Here is a 15,534-nt window from a genome sequence, read left to right on the forward strand (position 1 = left end):
ACAAGGAGAGGGAACCATGAAGATCGATGTTAATTCCGATATGGGCGAAGGTTTCGGCGTCTATAAGGTCTGCGACGACGAGAAACTTATGGAAGTCGTCTCTTCGGCAAATATCGCCTGCGGATTCCATGCGGGCGATCCGGAAATGATGGCGCGCATGGTGCGTCTCGCCAAACAGAACGGCGTCGGCGTCGGCGCCCATCCGGGCCTCGCCGACCGTCTCGGCTTCGGCCGCCGCGAAATTCCCGTCGATGCGGAAGAAATGGAACAGCAGGTTCTCTACCAGCTCGGCGCGCTTTCGGCGATTGCGAGGGCGCAGGATGTCGCGCTCTCCCATATCAGCTTCCATGCCGCCATGGGCAACATGATCAACCGCGACGCGGCCCTTGCCGAGCGGATCATGAAAAAAATCAGGGCGGTCGATCCCAATCTCATCGTTTTTTCGATGCCGGACATGCTGATCGAAAAGGCCGCGTTGGATTGCGGGCTGAAAGTGCTCAACCTCTTTCTCGCCGACCGGGCCTATGATGTGAAGGGTCAGCTCGTGCCGCGCAAGCTGCCAAATTCCGTCATCAAGGAAGAGGGAAAAGTGCGCGCGCGGGTGCGTCAGTTTCTGGAAAAAGGCACGGTCACGACGATCGAAGGTGAAATCATCCCCGTTCGCGCCAGATCGATCCTCGTTCACAGCGATACGCCCGGTTCGCTCGAGCTTGCGCGCACGGTGCGTAGCGAAGTGGAAGCCTGCGGCGGCAGCGTCGTTCCGGCTCGCGAAGTGGTCGCCTGAAGCGGCATACGCCTCATATCCTGAAGCACAAAAAGCAAGGCACCGCATTCCATGTCTGGAGCGCGGTGCCGTAATTTTGCCGGCTATGGAATACGGCCCGGATTTCGATCCGCCGCCAGCCGGGCCGCCTGAGCGACCCGGCCGCAGAAGCATCAATTCAGCTGGATCACGTGATTGCTGTCGTTCGTCCAGCTCAGCTTCACCCGATCGCCGGCAGCGCTGACGGCATTGGTGAACCCTTCCGTTTGGGTCTGCCGGTAGGCGATCATCGGCTCGCCATTGTCCAGACGCAGATAATAATGCAGCATGAAACCGCGATAAACGACCTGCTCCACCCGCGCCATGGTGGAATTGCTGGCGTTTTCACCTGCGTCCACCGCAAGCGGTGAGACCGAAATCGCTTCGGGGCGAACGGTTACGACGACCTTGTCGCCCTGAACCGCGCCCATATCCTCGACATCGAGCCGCACGCCGGAACCGGTGACCAGCCTTGCGGAGCGACCATTGCGCTCCGCCACGCTCGCCTCTAAGAAGTTCGAGGCGCCGATGAAACCGGCGACGAAGCGCGTCAGCGGCTTCTGGTAGATTTCGCCTGCCGGTGCGATCTGCTCGAGATTGCCGTCCCGCATCACGGCGATCTGGTCCGCCATGGTCAGGGCCTCGTCCTGATCATGCGTCACCATGATGGTGGTGAGGCCAAGCCGCTGCTGCAGGCTGCGGATTTCAACCTGCATGCTTTCCCGAAGGCCCTTGTCGAGTGCGCCAAGCGGCTCGTCCAGAAGCAGCATCGAAGGTTCGATCACCAGCGCACGCGCCAGCGCCACACGCTGCTGCTGGCCGCCGGAAAGCTGCGCCGGTAGCCGGTCGCCGAAGGCGTGCAGCTGAACGAGATCGAGCGCCTGCTTCACGCGCCCTTGCCGATCAGCCTTGGAAACGCCCCGCATCTCGAGGCCGAAAGCGACGTTTTCGGCAACGGTCATATGGGGAAACAGGGCATAGTTTTGAAACAGCATGCCGACATTGCGGCGATGAACCGGGGTGCGCGTGGTCGGCTTGCCACCAACCACGATTTCACCAGAAGTGGGATCGACAAGCCCCGCAATCATGCGAAGGCACGTCGTTTTCCCGCATCCGCTCGGACCGAGAAGCGCCAGGATTTCCCCTGCCTTGACGGTAAGCGAAACATCATCGACGGCAACGACCTGACCGCTGTAATGCTTGGTCAGTCTTTCCAGGCGGACTTCTACGGATTTCATCTGCGTTCCCTCAGCCGTTAAAGGTCTGGTTGTATTTTTCGAGCCATTGGGCGCGGCGCGGAATGATGTATTTCCAGTCCGGCGTGAAGAGGTTGAGCGATTCCATCTTCGCTTCCGGATAGGCAAGGAACTTCGCCGTCTCTTCGCTGAACTCGATGCCCTTGACCGAAGGGGCGCTGAGCGTGGCTTCAGACAGCATCTTCTGCACGCCCGGATCGAGGATGCGGTTGATATAGGCAAGCGCAAGATCCCGATGCGGCCCGCCCTTGACGAGCGCGATGGAGTTGATGCCGGTGAATGCGCCTTCCTTCGGGAAGGTCATGTCCAGCGGCACGCCCTTTTTGGTGTGCGGATAGACGGCCTTGGAATATTCGATGCCGCCGAAATCCGCCTGGCCCTGCGCAACCATCATCGTCTGCGCTTCCGCGTCATAGATGGAAAGGACGTTCGGCTTCAGATCGGCAAGTTTCGCCCAGCCGGCATCCGTATCGTATTGCGCTTCTTTCAGCGGCTTGCCGGTCGCAAGTGCGGCCGCCACCATCAGCATCAGAACGCTCTGGGTGTTCTTCGGCGTATTCAAAAGCATGCGGCGGGCATATTTCTTGTCGAACATCTGTTCGTAGCTCTCGAACGGCTTGCCCGTCGTCGGATTGTAGAACAGGCCGGCGATCGAAATTGCAAAACCAACACCGAAATTGTCTTCGAAAAGATAACGGGAATAGACGTTCTTGAGGTTGGGGATTTCATCTGCCGGCAATTGCTCGATCAGGCCCTCCTCCTTGGCCTGGGGAACGCCGACATCGTCCATCGACATCACGCTATATTGCGGATTTTCGCGGGTGGCGCGCAGCGTCGCGATGTTGGCAAGCGTTGCGCCTTCGGTGGTCAATACCCGGCACTTGTATTCCTTTTCGAAAGCCGGGATCACTTCCTTCTTGATCAGCCCGCCCTGCGCCGAATTATAGACGCCGACATACATGGTGCGGTCCTGAGCGGAAGCCGCGGTATAAAAATAGGGTGTGGCGAGCGTAGCAGCGCTGACTGTCAGAAAACTGCGCCGTTTCATGATAATGGTCTTGTCTGTCATTTCCGGTACCCCTCTTGTTGTTGATTTACATAGCCATTGCCCGGCGCAGACCCACCAGCCTGTCGAGGACGAGCACGACGGTAACCGCCAGAGCGATGATGATGGTGGACATGGTCGCGACCGAAGGATCGAAGACCGTGCCGATCTGGCGATAGAGAACGATGGGCACGGGCAGGTTCGCGGAATCGGCCAGCCACATCGAAACGGGATAATTGTCGAAAGAAACCATGAAGCAGAAGATCGAGCCGGAGGCGACGCCGGGCGCGATCTGCGGAAAGATCACCCGCGTAAAGGTTTTCCAGCGGGTGGCGCCAAGCGTGCGCGCCGCCTCCTCAAGGCTCGTATTGACGAGCTGGAGGCTGGTCAGAACCGTGCGGATCACATAGGGCGACGTCACCACGGTGTGGGCGATCAGAAGCTTAAGCTTGGTATCCATCCAGCCGAAGCCGGAGAAGAGCTGCAGCAGCGCAAGGCCGGTCACCAGCACGGGGAAGATCAGCGGCGAAAGCAGCAGCCCCTTCATCAGCGAACGGCCGATGAACTTTCCGCGGGAGAGCGCGAAGGCAGCCGGAACGCCGAGCGCTAGCGAAAGAATGGTCGTCGCCACCGCCAGTGCCGCGCTGAACGTCAGGCCAGCGGTAAACTCCTCGTTCTGCATCACCATTGCATACCAGCGGAACGTGAAGCCCTGCGGCGGAAAGGTGACGAAGTAACTGTCGGAGAACGAGATGGCGACGACGAGGATGATCGGAGCCAGGATGAAGACCATCATGGCGGCGGTAATCGCGTAAAGTACGATGGCGGGAGTGCCTGTCAGCTTGTTGTTCATGACGCGCTTGCCTTGATACGACGCCCGCCGAGCAGTCTCATCGAAACGGCGTTGATCAGAATAACGATGAAGACGAGGATGGTTGCGATGGTCGCGCCGAACGGCCAGTCATAGACCGCGAGAACCTGCTGTTCGACCATGTTTCCAAGCATTTGCGAGCCAGGGCCGCCGATCAAAGCGGGAATGACGTAGGATGCGGAGGCGAGCGAGAACACCAGCGTGAAGCCTGCCAGCAGGCCGGGAAGGCTAAGGGGAAATGTGATCCGAAGGAACACCTTCCAAGCGGGCGCCCCCAGCGTGCGGGCGGCCTGCTGCAGATTGGGATCGATCTTTCCAAGAGCGGAAGACAGCGGCAACACCATCATCGGAAAGAAGATATGCAGGGAACCGATGATGACGGCGGCATCCGAAAACAGCAGCGTCAGCGGACTGCCTATGATCCCGAGATTCATCAGAACGTAATTCAGGAGGCCTGTTGGGCCGTTGCCGAGGATAAGCTGCCAGCCATAGGCGCGGACCACGACGCTGACGGCGAGCGGTGCGATGACGATCAGGGTGATGATGCGGGTCGTGGTAATATTGCCGCGCACCAGCACCGTTGCGACCGGATAGGCCAGTATCGCCGCGATGACCGAGGTGATGAGACTGATGCGGATCGTCGCCCAGAGCACCTTCTGGTAAAGATCGACCTCGAAGAAGCGAATATAGTGCGCAAGCGTGAAGGGTGTGCCGATCAACCCTTGCGAATTCTGCGTCATGACGCTGAACGTCATCAGGCGAATGGCCGGAAGAAAGAAAAAGAACAGCAGAAAGATCAAAAGCGGCAATATGAGTATGCCGGGTGAAAACAGCCGGCGCTCGATGGCTTTCCAGCCGGAAACTCCACGGCGTGGCAGGGCATGTGGTTCCATGATCGCAATATCCGACATCTATACTCCCGTCGCGTTGAATACGGCACGAGGCATCGCGTTGAGCCGAACGACGTCGTCGTCCCGGCCCTATGACTAGAATTTGCTGGGTGTGCTCCCTGTCGAGGTATCCGGTCTTTTTGCCGGCCCCTGTCGCATGTTTGTGCATTTTCGCGCCGGTTACCTCTCTGGGTAATATTGCCCGACACGTCGTTCCCTTGTTGTTGCCTGAAGCTTAGGGGCTAAGCCGACGGGCTGCATAATAGTTTATTGCTCTGAGGTCATCGCATACGAGTATGGACCGGGCAGCCGTTTGAAACGGATGCATCAAAATCCCGTATGACCTCACATCGAAGTCGTATTGGGGAAACGGCTGGAATTTCCCGTAACCTCTTTGTCAGCACCGGCACCGCGAAGATGCCTGCCCTTCACCGTTACAATCGGAAATGATCCATGCCCACCATCGCTCAACGCCTTAACAACGTCACCGTTTCGGCCTCGCTCGCCATGACCCAGAAAGCCCGCGATCTTGCGGCCCAGGGTATCAAGGTCATCAGCCTGTCTTCCGGCGAGCCGGATTTCCCCACACCGGCCCACGCTGTCGAGGCTGCGCATGCGGCAGCCCTTGCCGGCGATACGAAATACCCCCCGCAGACGGAACGCTAGCGCTTCGGGCCGCGATCCAGCGGAAGTTCAAGCGTGATAACAATCTGGACTATGATCCGAGCCAGATCCTGGTGGCAGGCGGCGGCAAGCAGATCATCTTCAACGCCATCATGGCCACCTGCGACCCGGGCGATGAAGTCGTGATCCCCGCGCCGTCATGGATCAGCTACGCCGATATCGTCAAGTTTGCGGGCGCCGTGCCGGTGCCGGTGGTCTGCCCGCAGAATAACGGCTTTCGCCTGCGGGCCGAAGATCTTGAAGCCGCCATTACCCCGAAAACCAAATGGCTGCTTTTCAACTTCCCCAACAACCCGACCGGTGCCGCCTGCTCCCGCGCGGAAATGAAGGCCATTGCCGAAGTCATGCTGCGGCATCCGCATGTCTGGATCATGACCGACGACATGTATGAGCATCTGATCTATGACGACTTCGAATTCTGCACCATCGCAGAAGTCGAACCGCGGCTCTACGACCAGGTTCTGACCGTCAACGGCGCATCCAAGGCCTATGCGATGACCGGCTGGCGCCTCGGTTTCTGTGGCGGCCCGAAGGATCTCATCAAGGCCATCAGCAACGTCAACACCCAGAACAGCGGGGGTGTGGCGACAATCGTGCAGGCGGCGGCCGTTGCGGTTCTCGATGGCCCCCAGGATCTCCTGAAAGAGCGCGCCGACATCTACAAGACGCGCCGTGACTTCGTGCTCGAAAGATTTGCGGAAATTGACGGCATTCGCTGCCACAAGCCGGAAGGCGCCTTCTACATCTTCCCGAATATCGGGGAGCTGATCGGCAAGACGACGAAGGCTGGCACGAAGATCGAGAATGATACCGATTTCGTCATGGCGCTGCTTGCCGAACATCACGTTGCGACAGTGCAGGGCGCGGCCTATGGCATGAGCCCCTTCTTCCGGCTTTCCTATGCCACCAGCATGGAGAATCTGGCCGAGGGATGCACCCGCATCGCTGAATTCTGCAATGGGATGAAATAGGGAGAACAGCATGTTGGGAGGAAGTGGCCGTGTCATCATGGTTTCCGGTGCATCGCGGGGCCTTGGCCTTGCGATCGCCAAAAGGCTTCACGAAGCCGGTTTCACCGTCGCGGCGGGAGCGCGAAATCCGGACGCCGTTGACGTGAAGGGCCGGCTTTCGGCCGACCGATACGATGCGGAAGAGGCAGGGTCGGCGGAGGCCTGGGTCGAGGCCGTCGCGGAAAGATACGGCCGGATCGACGGTCTGGTGAATTGCGCGGGCATAAATCCCAAAGTCCGGGTCATGGATGCGGGCGAGGACAGCCTCGACCAGATGTGGCGCATCAACGTCAAGGGGCCGCTGAGGGTCACCCGCGCCGCCATTCCCCATCTCGTAAAAACCGGACAGGGCAGGGTCATCAATGTCGCCTCGCTGGCTGGACGCCGCGTAGGTTCCAATGTCGGTTATGCGATGACGAAATTTGCCGTCGTCGCCCTCACCCACGGCATCCGGCAGGAACTGTGGGACAGCGGCGTGCGGGCGACAGCACTTTGCCCCGGTTATATCGCAACGGATATGACAGCCGGCGAAACGGAGGTCACCCGCGAGGACATGACCCAGCCGGAAGATCTCGCCGAAATGGTGGAAACCCTCCTCCGCCTGCCGAACAACCTTTCGGTGGCCGAACTGCTGGTGAACTGCCGCAGGGAATCGATGCTTTAGAGCGTTTTCCACGCGCGGGACCGAAAAACTGGTCCGGCGCGTGGTTTAAGAATTGCCTTGGGGCCTTTTATTTCAGGGTCTCCGCCAGCTGCAGCAATATCTCCTTCACCGCGAGCGCAGGCTCCGAGAGCGGCGTGTTGTCCGATACGCAGAAGGACAGGGTTTCCTCGATCATCGGGCTTGCAATCTGCCTGACGACGATCTGCTGGTTGGATTCCGCCACGATGCGGTTAGCGATAGCCTTGGGCGTAATCGTCGCGCCAAGCCCGGCATCCACACCGCGCGCAATGGTCCTGACCGATTCCAGCTCCGCCATCACGATCAGATCCTTGCGGCTGCGGGTGAAGGCAAGGTTGATGGCGCGGCGCACGAAATTATAGGTCGGCGGCAGAAGGAAGGGCAAAAATGCCAGTTCTGCAACCGTGATCGGTGCATCGCCCGGTTCCACCCCGAAGCTGTTATGGACGACGAGCACGAATTCCTCGCGAAACAGGGGCGTGAACTTGACGCCTCGGATCGGCCCGACACCGTGGATCAACCCCATTTCCAGACGGCCATTCATGATCATCTGACTATAGGGCTGGCTGACGCTTTCCGTGATGTGCAGCAGAATGCCGGGATGAAGCCGCTTGGTTTCCTCCATAAGGCCCAGTGCCAGTGTGGCGGCACTGCTGAACGGCGCAAGCCCCACCGAAACCTTGCCGGACAGGACCGCGCCCGCTTCCAGCGCCTCCGCCTGCGCCTGTTCCATCTGCCGCAGAATAACCTGCGCATGCCTGTAGACGACCTTGCCGGCATCGGTCATGACGACGCCCTGCTGGCTTCGGGTCAACAGTTTCTGGCGGAAATGCTCCTCAATGCTTGCCAGCTGCTGGCTGAGCGCCGGTTGGGCAATATGCAGCACATCGGCCGCTCTTGTTATGCTACCCATGTCGACAATCGTGATAAACGATTTCAGGCGCCTGATATCCATCTGCTGCTGATTATCCCATTACTGCTTGCAGGAATAAGATGCTCAATTTGCCGACAAAGTCCATCTTCCATTTCCCGCCCAGACCTCTCCAAGTGGCGCGCCGGGGTGCGCCAGGGCGGCCCTAGGTGAAAACGACTATCCCTCCTGTAGACGCAGGGCGTTCCAGAAACCGCGCAACTGGTCGGTGAGTTGGGCGTAAAGCCCATAGCGCCGCCGGTAGTGCATGATCTGGCCCGCATTCGGCTCATAGGAATTCGCTACCCGCGTCATGGCCGCGACTGCTTCTTCGTAGTCCGGATAGAGACCGATCGCCACCGCCGCACCGATTGCCGCGCCGAGCGCGCCGGTCTCACGCGCCTCCGCGACACGCAGGGGAATTTCCAGAACATCCGCCATGATCTGCGGCCAGTGCTGGCTGCGGGAACCGCCGCCGGACATCACGGCGCCCTCGACAGGCAGGCCCGCTTCACGCAGCACGCCGATATGGCGACGGTGTTCGAAACACACACCCTCGAACAACGCCCTCAACATATGGCCTTCGCCATGCCAGCCCGCGAGGCCGTAAAAACCACCACGGAATTCCGCACCCAGCCGCGAGCCGAAGATGAAGGGGTGAAAGAACGGATCATCAGCGCGTTGCGTGACGGAACCGACCAATTCGTTGCAGCGCTCGAAGGCATGGTCGCCATGGTCGGCGCGAACACGATGCACGTACCATTCGAGATTGGCGGCGGAGGTGGCGCTGGATTCAATATTGACGTAACGGTTGCGGCCAAAGGTCGTGACCATGAAGACATCGGGACTGATGACCGGTTTATCCGCGAAAACCTGATTGATGCTCCAGGTGCCGGCGATGATGGAAGCCTCCCCGGCATTGATGACGCCCGACCCCATGGCGCTGGAGACGACATCGAAGAAACCGCCAATAACGGGGGTGCCTATGGAAAGCCCCGTTAGACCCGATGCCTCAGCTGTCACATGGCCGACAATATCCGCCGATTCCACGAGGCGTGGAAAAAAGGCAACGGCATCATCAAGCCCATAGAGCGACAGGAGTTCCCGGTCGAGCTTTGCTTCGGGGAAGGCAAGCAGTCCCGCACCGCTGAGATCGGAAATATCATTCGCAAGGCAACCCGTCAGGCGAAAATTGACGAAATCCTTGCAGAACAGCACCGTTCCGGTCTGGGCATACATATCGGGCGCATGCCGTTTTACCCAGGCCAGCAGGCTCGGCGTTTGTGCTGGCCATGGTCGTTGCAGGCAGCGCGCCTGCAACTGCGCTCCGCTTTTCCGATCAAGCTCGGCCGCCACATCGGCGGCACGGCTGTCAAGCGACTGGATGCCGATCAGGGGCTGCTGATCCTTGTCCAGCAGGTAGAGACCGTTACCGTGACCGGCGCAGCCAATCGCAAGAATGCTTGCGGGATCGACAGACGATTTTGCCAGAATCTGGCGGATCGCTTCGCATCCGTTGCGCCATAATTCTTCAAGATCACGCTCGACGTAACCGGGCTGCGGAAATGTCGAATGGCCGTCGATGGCGTGTTGCGCGACCTGTCGGCCGGCTGTGTCGAACAACACGGCCTTGATCACCGTGTTGCCGACATCCAGACCCAATATGTGATTTTTGTCAGCCACGATTATAGATGTCCCATGCTTCCTCGCCACTCGCACCCTGATGGATGATCGCCATCAAGGCCGCAACGACGGCCTTCGGGTTGTCATGCTGATAGATGTTGCGCCCATACACCATCCCGTTCGCACCTTCGGCCACCAGAGCCGCCGATTTCGCCAGCACATTGCGCAAGTCCTCACGCCCCCCGCCCCGCACCAGTACCGGGCAACGCGCGGCCTCGATCACCTTGTGAAAATCCTGCGGATTGCTGGTGGGATCGGCCTTGATGATATCGGCTCCCATTTCCGAGGCAAGACGCACCAGCGTGACGATCTTTTCCGCGTCGCCATCCACCTGATAACCGCCGCGCACATCATTCGGCAGCATCACCAGCGGCTCAATCATCAGCGGCATGCCGAAACGATGGCAATCGGCGCGCACCCGGCTGATGTTCTCGACACATTGGCGAAACAGTTCCGGCTCGTCCGGCAGCATGAACAGGTTCACGACGACGCAGGCGGCATCCATTTCCAGCGCACCGATGATCGGATCGTGGTAGTTCTGGAGTTGTGACCACATGGTTCTGTGGCGCGTGGAATTATAGGGGTTGCCCATGTCGATGCGCATGACAAGCGCCGGCTTGTCGCGCTCCGGCCTTTGCTGCAGCAGGTCCGCCTGCCCGTAGGCCATCTGGATGGCGTCGGGAGCCGCTTCCACCAGCCTGTCGACGGTTTGCGCCATATCCTCCAGCCCGACGAGGAAACTCGGTTCGTTGCAAACCCCATGATCGATGGCAACGTCCAGGCATCCGCCATTGCGGAACAGCCGGTTCATGCGCGCCTTTTTCGAAATCCGCATCATCATGCATTCTCCTTGCATCTGTGTTTAAGCATTGCTGTCGTGACCCCGTAAAAGGTCTCCAGTTCGTCAATCAGCCGCTGCCGTTCCTCTTCCGTACGCCGTTGCGACCAGCCCAGCTCGCGCGCTGCAACGTTCAGGATCGCATCGATCAGATCGGCATCGATGACGCCGGTAATGGCGAGTGTCGTGCGCCGCAGGACGAGATCGGTCAGGTGCAGGACATGTTCGGAACGGATCAGCCAGACCACCTCTGCGGCCGTGATCGGCAGATTTTCACAAAGCGGGATGTCATCCGGGCGGCCCCGGCAAAAGCCCATCAATTCTAGCGCGCGTGAACCATAGGCCGAGGCCAGATGCTCGGCCCGCTCCCGGTCGATCGAGAATTCCTCCGACAGCAGCGCCGGCAGGCGTCCGGCACCGGTGGGGAAATTTCTGCCGCCGCCGATTGGACGGTTCATGGTGCCGGCCAGCCGCTTGCGCCCGAGAAAAGCCAGAACCTCATCGGTCACCTGTTCGCCAAAGGCTCTGAACGTCGTCCACTTGCCACCGATCATGCAGAGCTGCGGCGGATCGCCCTCAACGCGGTGGATGAAATGGCTGCGGGATATTCTTCCGGTAAACGCTGCATCACTGCGCGGCAGCGGGCGTATGCCGCTGAAACTGAAGACGATGTCGGAATGGTCGATGGTAATTTGCGGAAAGACCTGACGGATCGCGTCGAGAATATAGTCGCGTTCCTCCGGTTCGCATCGCACCCGTGCGGGGCGATCCACCTTGATATCCGTCGAACCTGCGAGAACCCGGCCAAGATAGGGAAAAAGGATACAGACGCGGTTGTCGGCATTTTCGAAAAAAATCATATGGCTGTTCAGGGCCTTGAGAAGCGCCTCATTGGCGAGGATCAGATGCGATCCCTTGGTGCCGGAGACGGTCGGTTTTGTTTTTTCCGCAGTCGGGGCGGCAGTCAGCGTGCCAATCGTCTCGTCGATCCAGGCGCCCGTCGCATTGACGATGATCCGTGGCCGGATGGACATGGTTTCATCCGTACCCTCGATCCGAAGACGATACTCCTCACCAGAACGGACCATTTCGGCATAGTTGAGCGCAATGCTTTGCGGCGCATCGGTGCGGGTGTCGATCAGAAGTTCAAGCGCAAGCCGTTCGGGCTGGCTGATCCAGGCATCATAATAGGTTGCCGAATATCTGATGTCAGGCGTCAGGCCCGGCCAGCGCTCGAGTGTCTTGCCCGCGCTGCGAAACTCATGACGGGGAAGGATGCGGTTTTTGCGGGTAACGAAGTCATAGAGCATGAGGCCCGCCTTGATGGCGAGCGCCCCCCGGCTGGCTGGCTTCCCGCCGGACCCGACAAAGGTTGCGGCCGCATTGAACAGCCCGCTGAAAGTCGAGAAAATGGGTATCGTCGTCGGCAGCGGATGAACCATATGTGGGGCCAGCGTCAGAAGCGCATCACGTTCCCGCAGCGATTCCGCAACGAGGCCGAATTCGCCATTTTCCAGGTAACGAAGGCCACCATGGATCATACGCGAAGGGGCGGCGCTGCAACCGGAGGAAAAATCATTGCGCTCGACCAGAAGCACCCGCAGCCCCTGCAGGGAAAGATCGCGATAGGCGGCAATTCCGTTGATGCCGCCGCCGATGACGACGGCATCGAAATCACCGTCAAGCCGGATGCGGCGCAGAGCGTCCTCGCGAAAACTGGGCATAGAAATACCGTTCGCTGGCTGATGACCAGCGTCCCAATGTTGTTGACCGTTTAAAGCGACGAGAGAAAAGGGTGGCGAAAATTATGCTGTATTCGCCGGAAACCCCGCCTCAGCTACATGTTTCAGGCATCGAGCCCCACGAGATGCTCCGCGACCCCGGCGCTGATGAGAGCCAGTTCACCATCCGTCAGTGGCAGGCGTGCCGCAGCGGCGTTTTCAACCGCCTGAGCCGGATCGCGCGCACCACACAATGAGAACGTTATGCCAGGCTGGGCGATCGTCCAGGCAATCACCACCTGCGCAATCGACGCTCCATGCGCCTCGGCCACGGGTTCCAGCGCGTGCATCAGCCGCGCGATCTTCTCGCGATTTGCCTGGCTGAAGCGCGGGTTGCCGTTGCGCTGATCGTCTTGCGCAAAAACCCGCTCAGGCCCGACCTTGCCGGACAGAAGCCCCAGCGCCAGCGACGAATAGCTGAGGACCGAGACCGCATTCTTTCGGCAAAGCGGCAGCAGCGTCGTCTCGATGTCTCGCCGCACCATGGAATATTCTTCCTGAATGGCATCCAGCGCGCCGGTGGCGATATAGGCCGCAAGATCCTCGGGCGAGACGTTGCTGGCGCCAATCGAGCGGATCTTGCCTTCGTCCTTCAGGCGCACAAGCGTTTCCACCGTCTCGGCAATCGGCGTTGTCGCATCCTGCCAGTGGGTGACGTAATGGTCGATATAGTCAGTTCCGAGCCGCTTCAGGCTCTCTTCGACCTCGTACCGGATCGAAGCGGCACCGAGATAACGGTGAACGGGCTTGCCGTCCTGATGGAAGAAATAGGCGCCCTCGTTCACATGCCAGACGAGGCCGCATTTGGTGACCAGCACCACCTTGTCGCGCCTGCCGGCAATCGCCTTGCCGACAATGGTTTCCGCAAGCCCCATGCCATAGGCCGGTGCGGTATCGATCAGGGAAATGCCGGCGTCGATGGAGGCCTGGATGGCGGCGATGGACTGCCGCTCGTCGGTGCCGCCCCACATCCAGCCGCCGATGGCCCATGTGCCCAGTCCCACGGCTGATGCGCTGATACCGCTGCCGCCAATCGTCCGGGTCAATATTGAATTGTCCGTCACGAGGTTTCCCCTTCTTCCTGATCCAGTAAATAGCCGGCGATCGCCTCGTCCACGACGAGCGAGGTCAGATAACGGCCGGCAAGCGTGGCCGCCACCGGTCCGGCCTTGATGGCCCCGGCCGCCACGCCGATGATGTTCGGGCACCGGGCAAGCTGCCCAGGGTCCAGCGCCACCACGCGCGAGTTGAGATCGATGCGCGCCAGCTGCCCGTCCGCCATGGTGAGATGGGCAAGGAATTCCCCGGCAATGCCGGCATCCACCAGCGCCTGCCCGCCACGGGCCACATCCGGCAGAAGATCGTAATAACCGGAGCCGGGCGCCTCCACCGAACCGATGCCAACCAGCGCCACCTGCGCCTGCCGCGCCAAGTCGAACACTTCGCGGATCGATGCGACATTCATCAGGAGATCGCGCTGTTCCTCATCCTCGGCAAACAGCGGCGCATGAATGAGCGAGGCGCTGCCGCCAAGCTTTTCCGCCAGTTGCGTGGCCAGATGATTGACATCCGTATAGTGCTTGCCCTGTACACCGCCGGTCAGCGGCACCACCCGCACATCGAAGCGGCGCTCCGCCTCCAGATTGTCGACAACCGCACTTACCGCCTTGCCGCCGGTAATCGCAATCACGTCGCCGTCGCGGATGGTTTCCAGCAAATGGTTGGCGGCAACCCGCCCGACCATCTGCAGCGCAGTCTCGGGATTGTCGGAAACCGTTGGCGTCACCACCGACTGCCTGAGGCCGAAACGGCGGGTGATCTCGTTTTCGAGATCCACCAGTCTCTGATAGGGACTGGCGATGGTGATTTTCACCATGCCCGCCTTGCGGCCCGCCGCAATCATCCGGTTCACCTTGGTATGGGAAAGATTGAGCCGCTCGGCGATCTCCGACTGCTTCACACCCTCGATGAAATGCAGCACCAGGACGGAGTACATCTGCCGCTGTTGATCGAAGTCGTCCTTGGTGTCCAGCATGATCGTCTCTCTCCAGTTACCCATGGCCGCCCAATGGGCGCTCAGCGGCGACGCCTGACCAGATAGTGGTCGAACAGAACCGCCGTCAGCAATATGCTTCCCCTGATGATGTCCTGCCAGTAGACAGACACGTTGAGCAAGGCAAGCGAGCTGGAGACGACCGACAGAAGGATCGCCCCGAGGATTGCACCAAGAATGGTGCCCGAGCCACCCGAAAGGCTGGCGCCGCCGATGACCGCCGCCGCAATCACGTTAAGCTCCATGCCGACGCCGAAGCTCGGCTGGGCTGATCCGAAGCGGGCCATGTAGATGACGCCTGCGACACCGCACAGCATCGAACAAAGCGTGGTGGTGGCAAACATCACCCGGCCGACGCGGATGCCGGAATAGGCCGCGGCCTTCGGATTGCTGCCGGTATAGAACACCTTGCGGAATGCGGTCGTGCGCCGCAGCAGCAGATCGGAGAAAACGACAACCACCGCGAAGATGATCAGCACCAGCGGAACGCCGCCTAGTGCGCCCTGGCCGATGAACTTGAATTCCGGCGGCAGCGTGTAGAGACCGAGCGGCCGGCCGCCCGTTGCCAGCAGGCAAACGCCGCGCGCAATCACCATGACGCCAAGCGACACGATGAAATGATGCAGGCCGATGACCGTCGTCAGAAATCCCATGGCCATGCCGACCAATGTCGTCAGGCAGATCGCCAGCCCGGCCGCTACCCAGGGATCGACACCGTTGAGGAAAAGCCAGCCAGCCGCCACCATGGCAAGGGCCGTGACGGAGCCGACGGAAAGATCGATGCCGCCCGAGATCAGCAGGATCGTCATGCCCACCACGACAATGCTTTCGATGGCGAAAACCATCGCCATGGCCCGCAGATTGTCCACTGTCAGGAAATACGGGGATATGAAGGACATCACCGCAAAAAGCGCGAGGATGATGACGATCAGCCCGGTTTCCCGCGCTTTGAGGGCCGGTTCCCACCAGCCGGTACGGCGAACCGCCACTTCTGCAATGCCCGAAGGTGTTTCCGATGTTGCCATTTTC

At 60.0% G+C, this 15,534-nt stretch carries 13 protein-coding genes and 1 pseudogene; 3 read left to right on the top strand and 11 right to left on the bottom strand.

The genetic code is table 11. The features are described from left to right. Positions 1-16: 16 nt before the first annotated feature. A complete protein-coding gene (locus G3A56_RS21340) occupies positions 17-784 on the top strand; it encodes a 5-oxoprolinase subunit PxpA (protein ID WP_082185257.1) in 768 nt (255 codons plus the stop codon). A gap of 152 nt (positions 785-936) precedes the next feature. On the opposite strand, the gene G3A56_RS21345 is transcribed toward G3A56_RS21340, so the two are convergent. From G3A56_RS21345 to G3A56_RS21360, 4 genes are read right to left on the bottom strand one after another with little or no spacing between them, the layout of a single operon-like run. Then, positions 937-2,040, bottom strand: a complete 1,104-nt coding sequence (locus tag G3A56_RS21345; RefSeq protein WP_082185256.1) for an ABC transporter ATP-binding protein — start codon at positions 2,038-2,040, stop codon at positions 937-939. Between the two features lie 10 nt (positions 2,041-2,050). Next, positions 2,051-3,127: an ABC transporter substrate-binding protein gene (locus tag G3A56_RS21350; RefSeq protein ID WP_082185255.1), complete on the bottom strand. Its 1,077-nt coding sequence runs from the start codon at positions 3,125-3,127 to the stop codon at positions 2,051-2,053. Positions 3,128-3,152: 25 nt separating this feature from the next. Then, positions 3,153-3,956 (bottom strand): ABC transporter permease, encoded by an 804-nt coding sequence (locus G3A56_RS21355; protein WP_082185254.1) that lies wholly within the window; start codon positions 3,954-3,956, stop codon positions 3,153-3,155. Beyond that, positions 3,953-4,885, bottom strand: coding sequence for an ABC transporter permease (locus tag G3A56_RS21360; protein ID WP_082185253.1), 933 nt, complete (start codon positions 4,883-4,885; stop codon positions 3,953-3,955). Before G3A56_RS21360 ends, G3A56_RS21355 begins: the two co-directional genes overlap by 4 nt. Positions 4,886-5,317: 432 nt before the next feature. Here G3A56_RS21360 and G3A56_RS21365 point away from each other — a divergent pair. Together G3A56_RS21365 and G3A56_RS21370 are read left to right on the top strand one after the other, a co-directional pair. Beyond that, positions 5,318-6,519 (top strand): annotated as a pseudogene (locus tag G3A56_RS21365) (pyridoxal phosphate-dependent aminotransferase). 10 nt (positions 6,520-6,529) lie between these two features. Then, entirely contained in the window at positions 6,530-7,222 is a 693-nt protein-coding gene (locus G3A56_RS21370) for an SDR family NAD(P)-dependent oxidoreductase (RefSeq protein WP_082185251.1), read from the top strand. A gap of 67 nt (positions 7,223-7,289) precedes the next feature. On the opposite strand, the gene G3A56_RS21375 is transcribed toward G3A56_RS21370, so the two are convergent. The 7 genes from G3A56_RS21375 to G3A56_RS21405 all read right to left on the bottom strand — a co-directional run bounded on the left by G3A56_RS21375 (position 7,290) and on the right by G3A56_RS21405 (position 15,530). Then, positions 7,290-8,195, bottom strand: a complete 906-nt coding sequence (locus G3A56_RS21375; protein ID WP_003497883.1) for a LysR substrate-binding domain-containing protein — start codon at positions 8,193-8,195, stop codon at positions 7,290-7,292. Positions 8,196-8,330: 135 nt separating this feature from the next. Further along, complete coding sequence (locus G3A56_RS21380; protein WP_164056822.1) at positions 8,331-9,833, bottom strand: FGGY-family carbohydrate kinase; 1,503 nt, start codon at positions 9,831-9,833, stop codon at positions 8,331-8,333. After that, entirely contained in the window at positions 9,826-10,668 is an 843-nt protein-coding gene (locus G3A56_RS21385; RefSeq protein WP_082186021.1) for a class I fructose-bisphosphate aldolase, read from the bottom strand. Before G3A56_RS21385 ends, G3A56_RS21380 begins: the two co-directional genes overlap by 8 nt. Positions 10,669-10,670: 2 nt before the next feature. Then, on the bottom strand, positions 10,671-12,395 hold the full coding sequence (locus tag G3A56_RS21390; RefSeq protein WP_082185250.1) for a glycerol-3-phosphate dehydrogenase/oxidase: 1,725 nt from the start codon (positions 12,393-12,395) through the stop codon (positions 10,671-10,673). Positions 12,396-12,517: 122 nt separating this feature from the next. Further along, on the bottom strand, positions 12,518-13,516 hold the full coding sequence (locus tag G3A56_RS21395) for an aldo/keto reductase (RefSeq protein ID WP_082185249.1): 999 nt from the start codon (positions 13,514-13,516) through the stop codon (positions 12,518-12,520). After that, positions 13,513-14,487 carry a sugar-binding transcriptional regulator gene (locus G3A56_RS21400; protein WP_019564982.1) on the bottom strand — a complete coding sequence of 325 codons (975 nt, stop codon included), beginning with the start codon at positions 14,485-14,487 and terminating at the stop codon, positions 13,513-13,515. Before G3A56_RS21400 ends, G3A56_RS21395 begins: the two co-directional genes overlap by 4 nt. A 41-nt stretch (positions 14,488-14,528) precedes the next feature. Beyond that, complete coding sequence (locus G3A56_RS21405; protein WP_082185248.1) at positions 14,529-15,530, bottom strand: ABC transporter permease; 1,002 nt, start codon at positions 15,528-15,530, stop codon at positions 14,529-14,531. Between the last annotated feature and the right edge of the window lie 4 nt (positions 15,531-15,534).

The sequence above is a fragment of the Rhizobium oryzihabitans genome (assembly GCF_010669145.1).
GTDB classification, from domain to species: domain Bacteria; phylum Pseudomonadota; class Alphaproteobacteria; order Rhizobiales; family Rhizobiaceae; genus Agrobacterium; species Agrobacterium oryzihabitans.

Bases quoted from the DNA above. Each gene is read 5' to 3' on its own strand.
- G3A56_RS21375 (WP_003497883.1), bottom strand. From the start codon at position 8,195: ATGGATATCAGGCGCCTGAAATCGTTTATCACGATTGTCGACATGGGT.
- G3A56_RS21370 (WP_082185251.1), top strand. From the start codon at position 6,530: ATGTTGGGAGGAAGTGGCCGTGTCATCATGGTTTCCGGTGCATCGCGG.
- G3A56_RS21350 (WP_082185255.1), bottom strand. From the start codon at position 3,127: ATGACAGACAAGACCATTATCATGAAACGGCGCAGTTTTCTGACAGTC.
- G3A56_RS21345 (WP_082185256.1), bottom strand. From the start codon at position 2,040: ATGAAATCCGTAGAAGTCCGCCTGGAAAGACTGACCAAGCATTACAGC.
- G3A56_RS21360 (WP_082185253.1), bottom strand. From the start codon at position 4,885: ATGTCGGATATTGCGATCATGGAACCACATGCCCTGCCACGCCGTGGA.
- G3A56_RS21390 (WP_082185250.1), bottom strand. From the start codon at position 12,395: ATGCCCAGTTTTCGCGAGGACGCTCTGCGCCGCATCCGGCTTGACGGT.
- G3A56_RS21385 (WP_082186021.1), bottom strand. From the start codon at position 10,668: ATGCGGATTTCGAAAAAGGCGCGCATGAACCGGCTGTTCCGCAATGGC.
- G3A56_RS21405 (WP_082185248.1), bottom strand. From the start codon at position 15,530: ATGGCAACATCGGAAACACCTTCGGGCATTGCAGAAGTGGCGGTTCGC.
- G3A56_RS21400 (WP_019564982.1), bottom strand. From the start codon at position 14,487: ATGCTGGACACCAAGGACGACTTCGATCAACAGCGGCAGATGTACTCC.
- G3A56_RS21355 (WP_082185254.1), bottom strand. From the start codon at position 3,956: ATGAACAACAAGCTGACAGGCACTCCCGCCATCGTACTTTACGCGATT.
- G3A56_RS21340 (WP_082185257.1), top strand. From the start codon at position 17: ATGAAGATCGATGTTAATTCCGATATGGGCGAAGGTTTCGGCGTCTAT.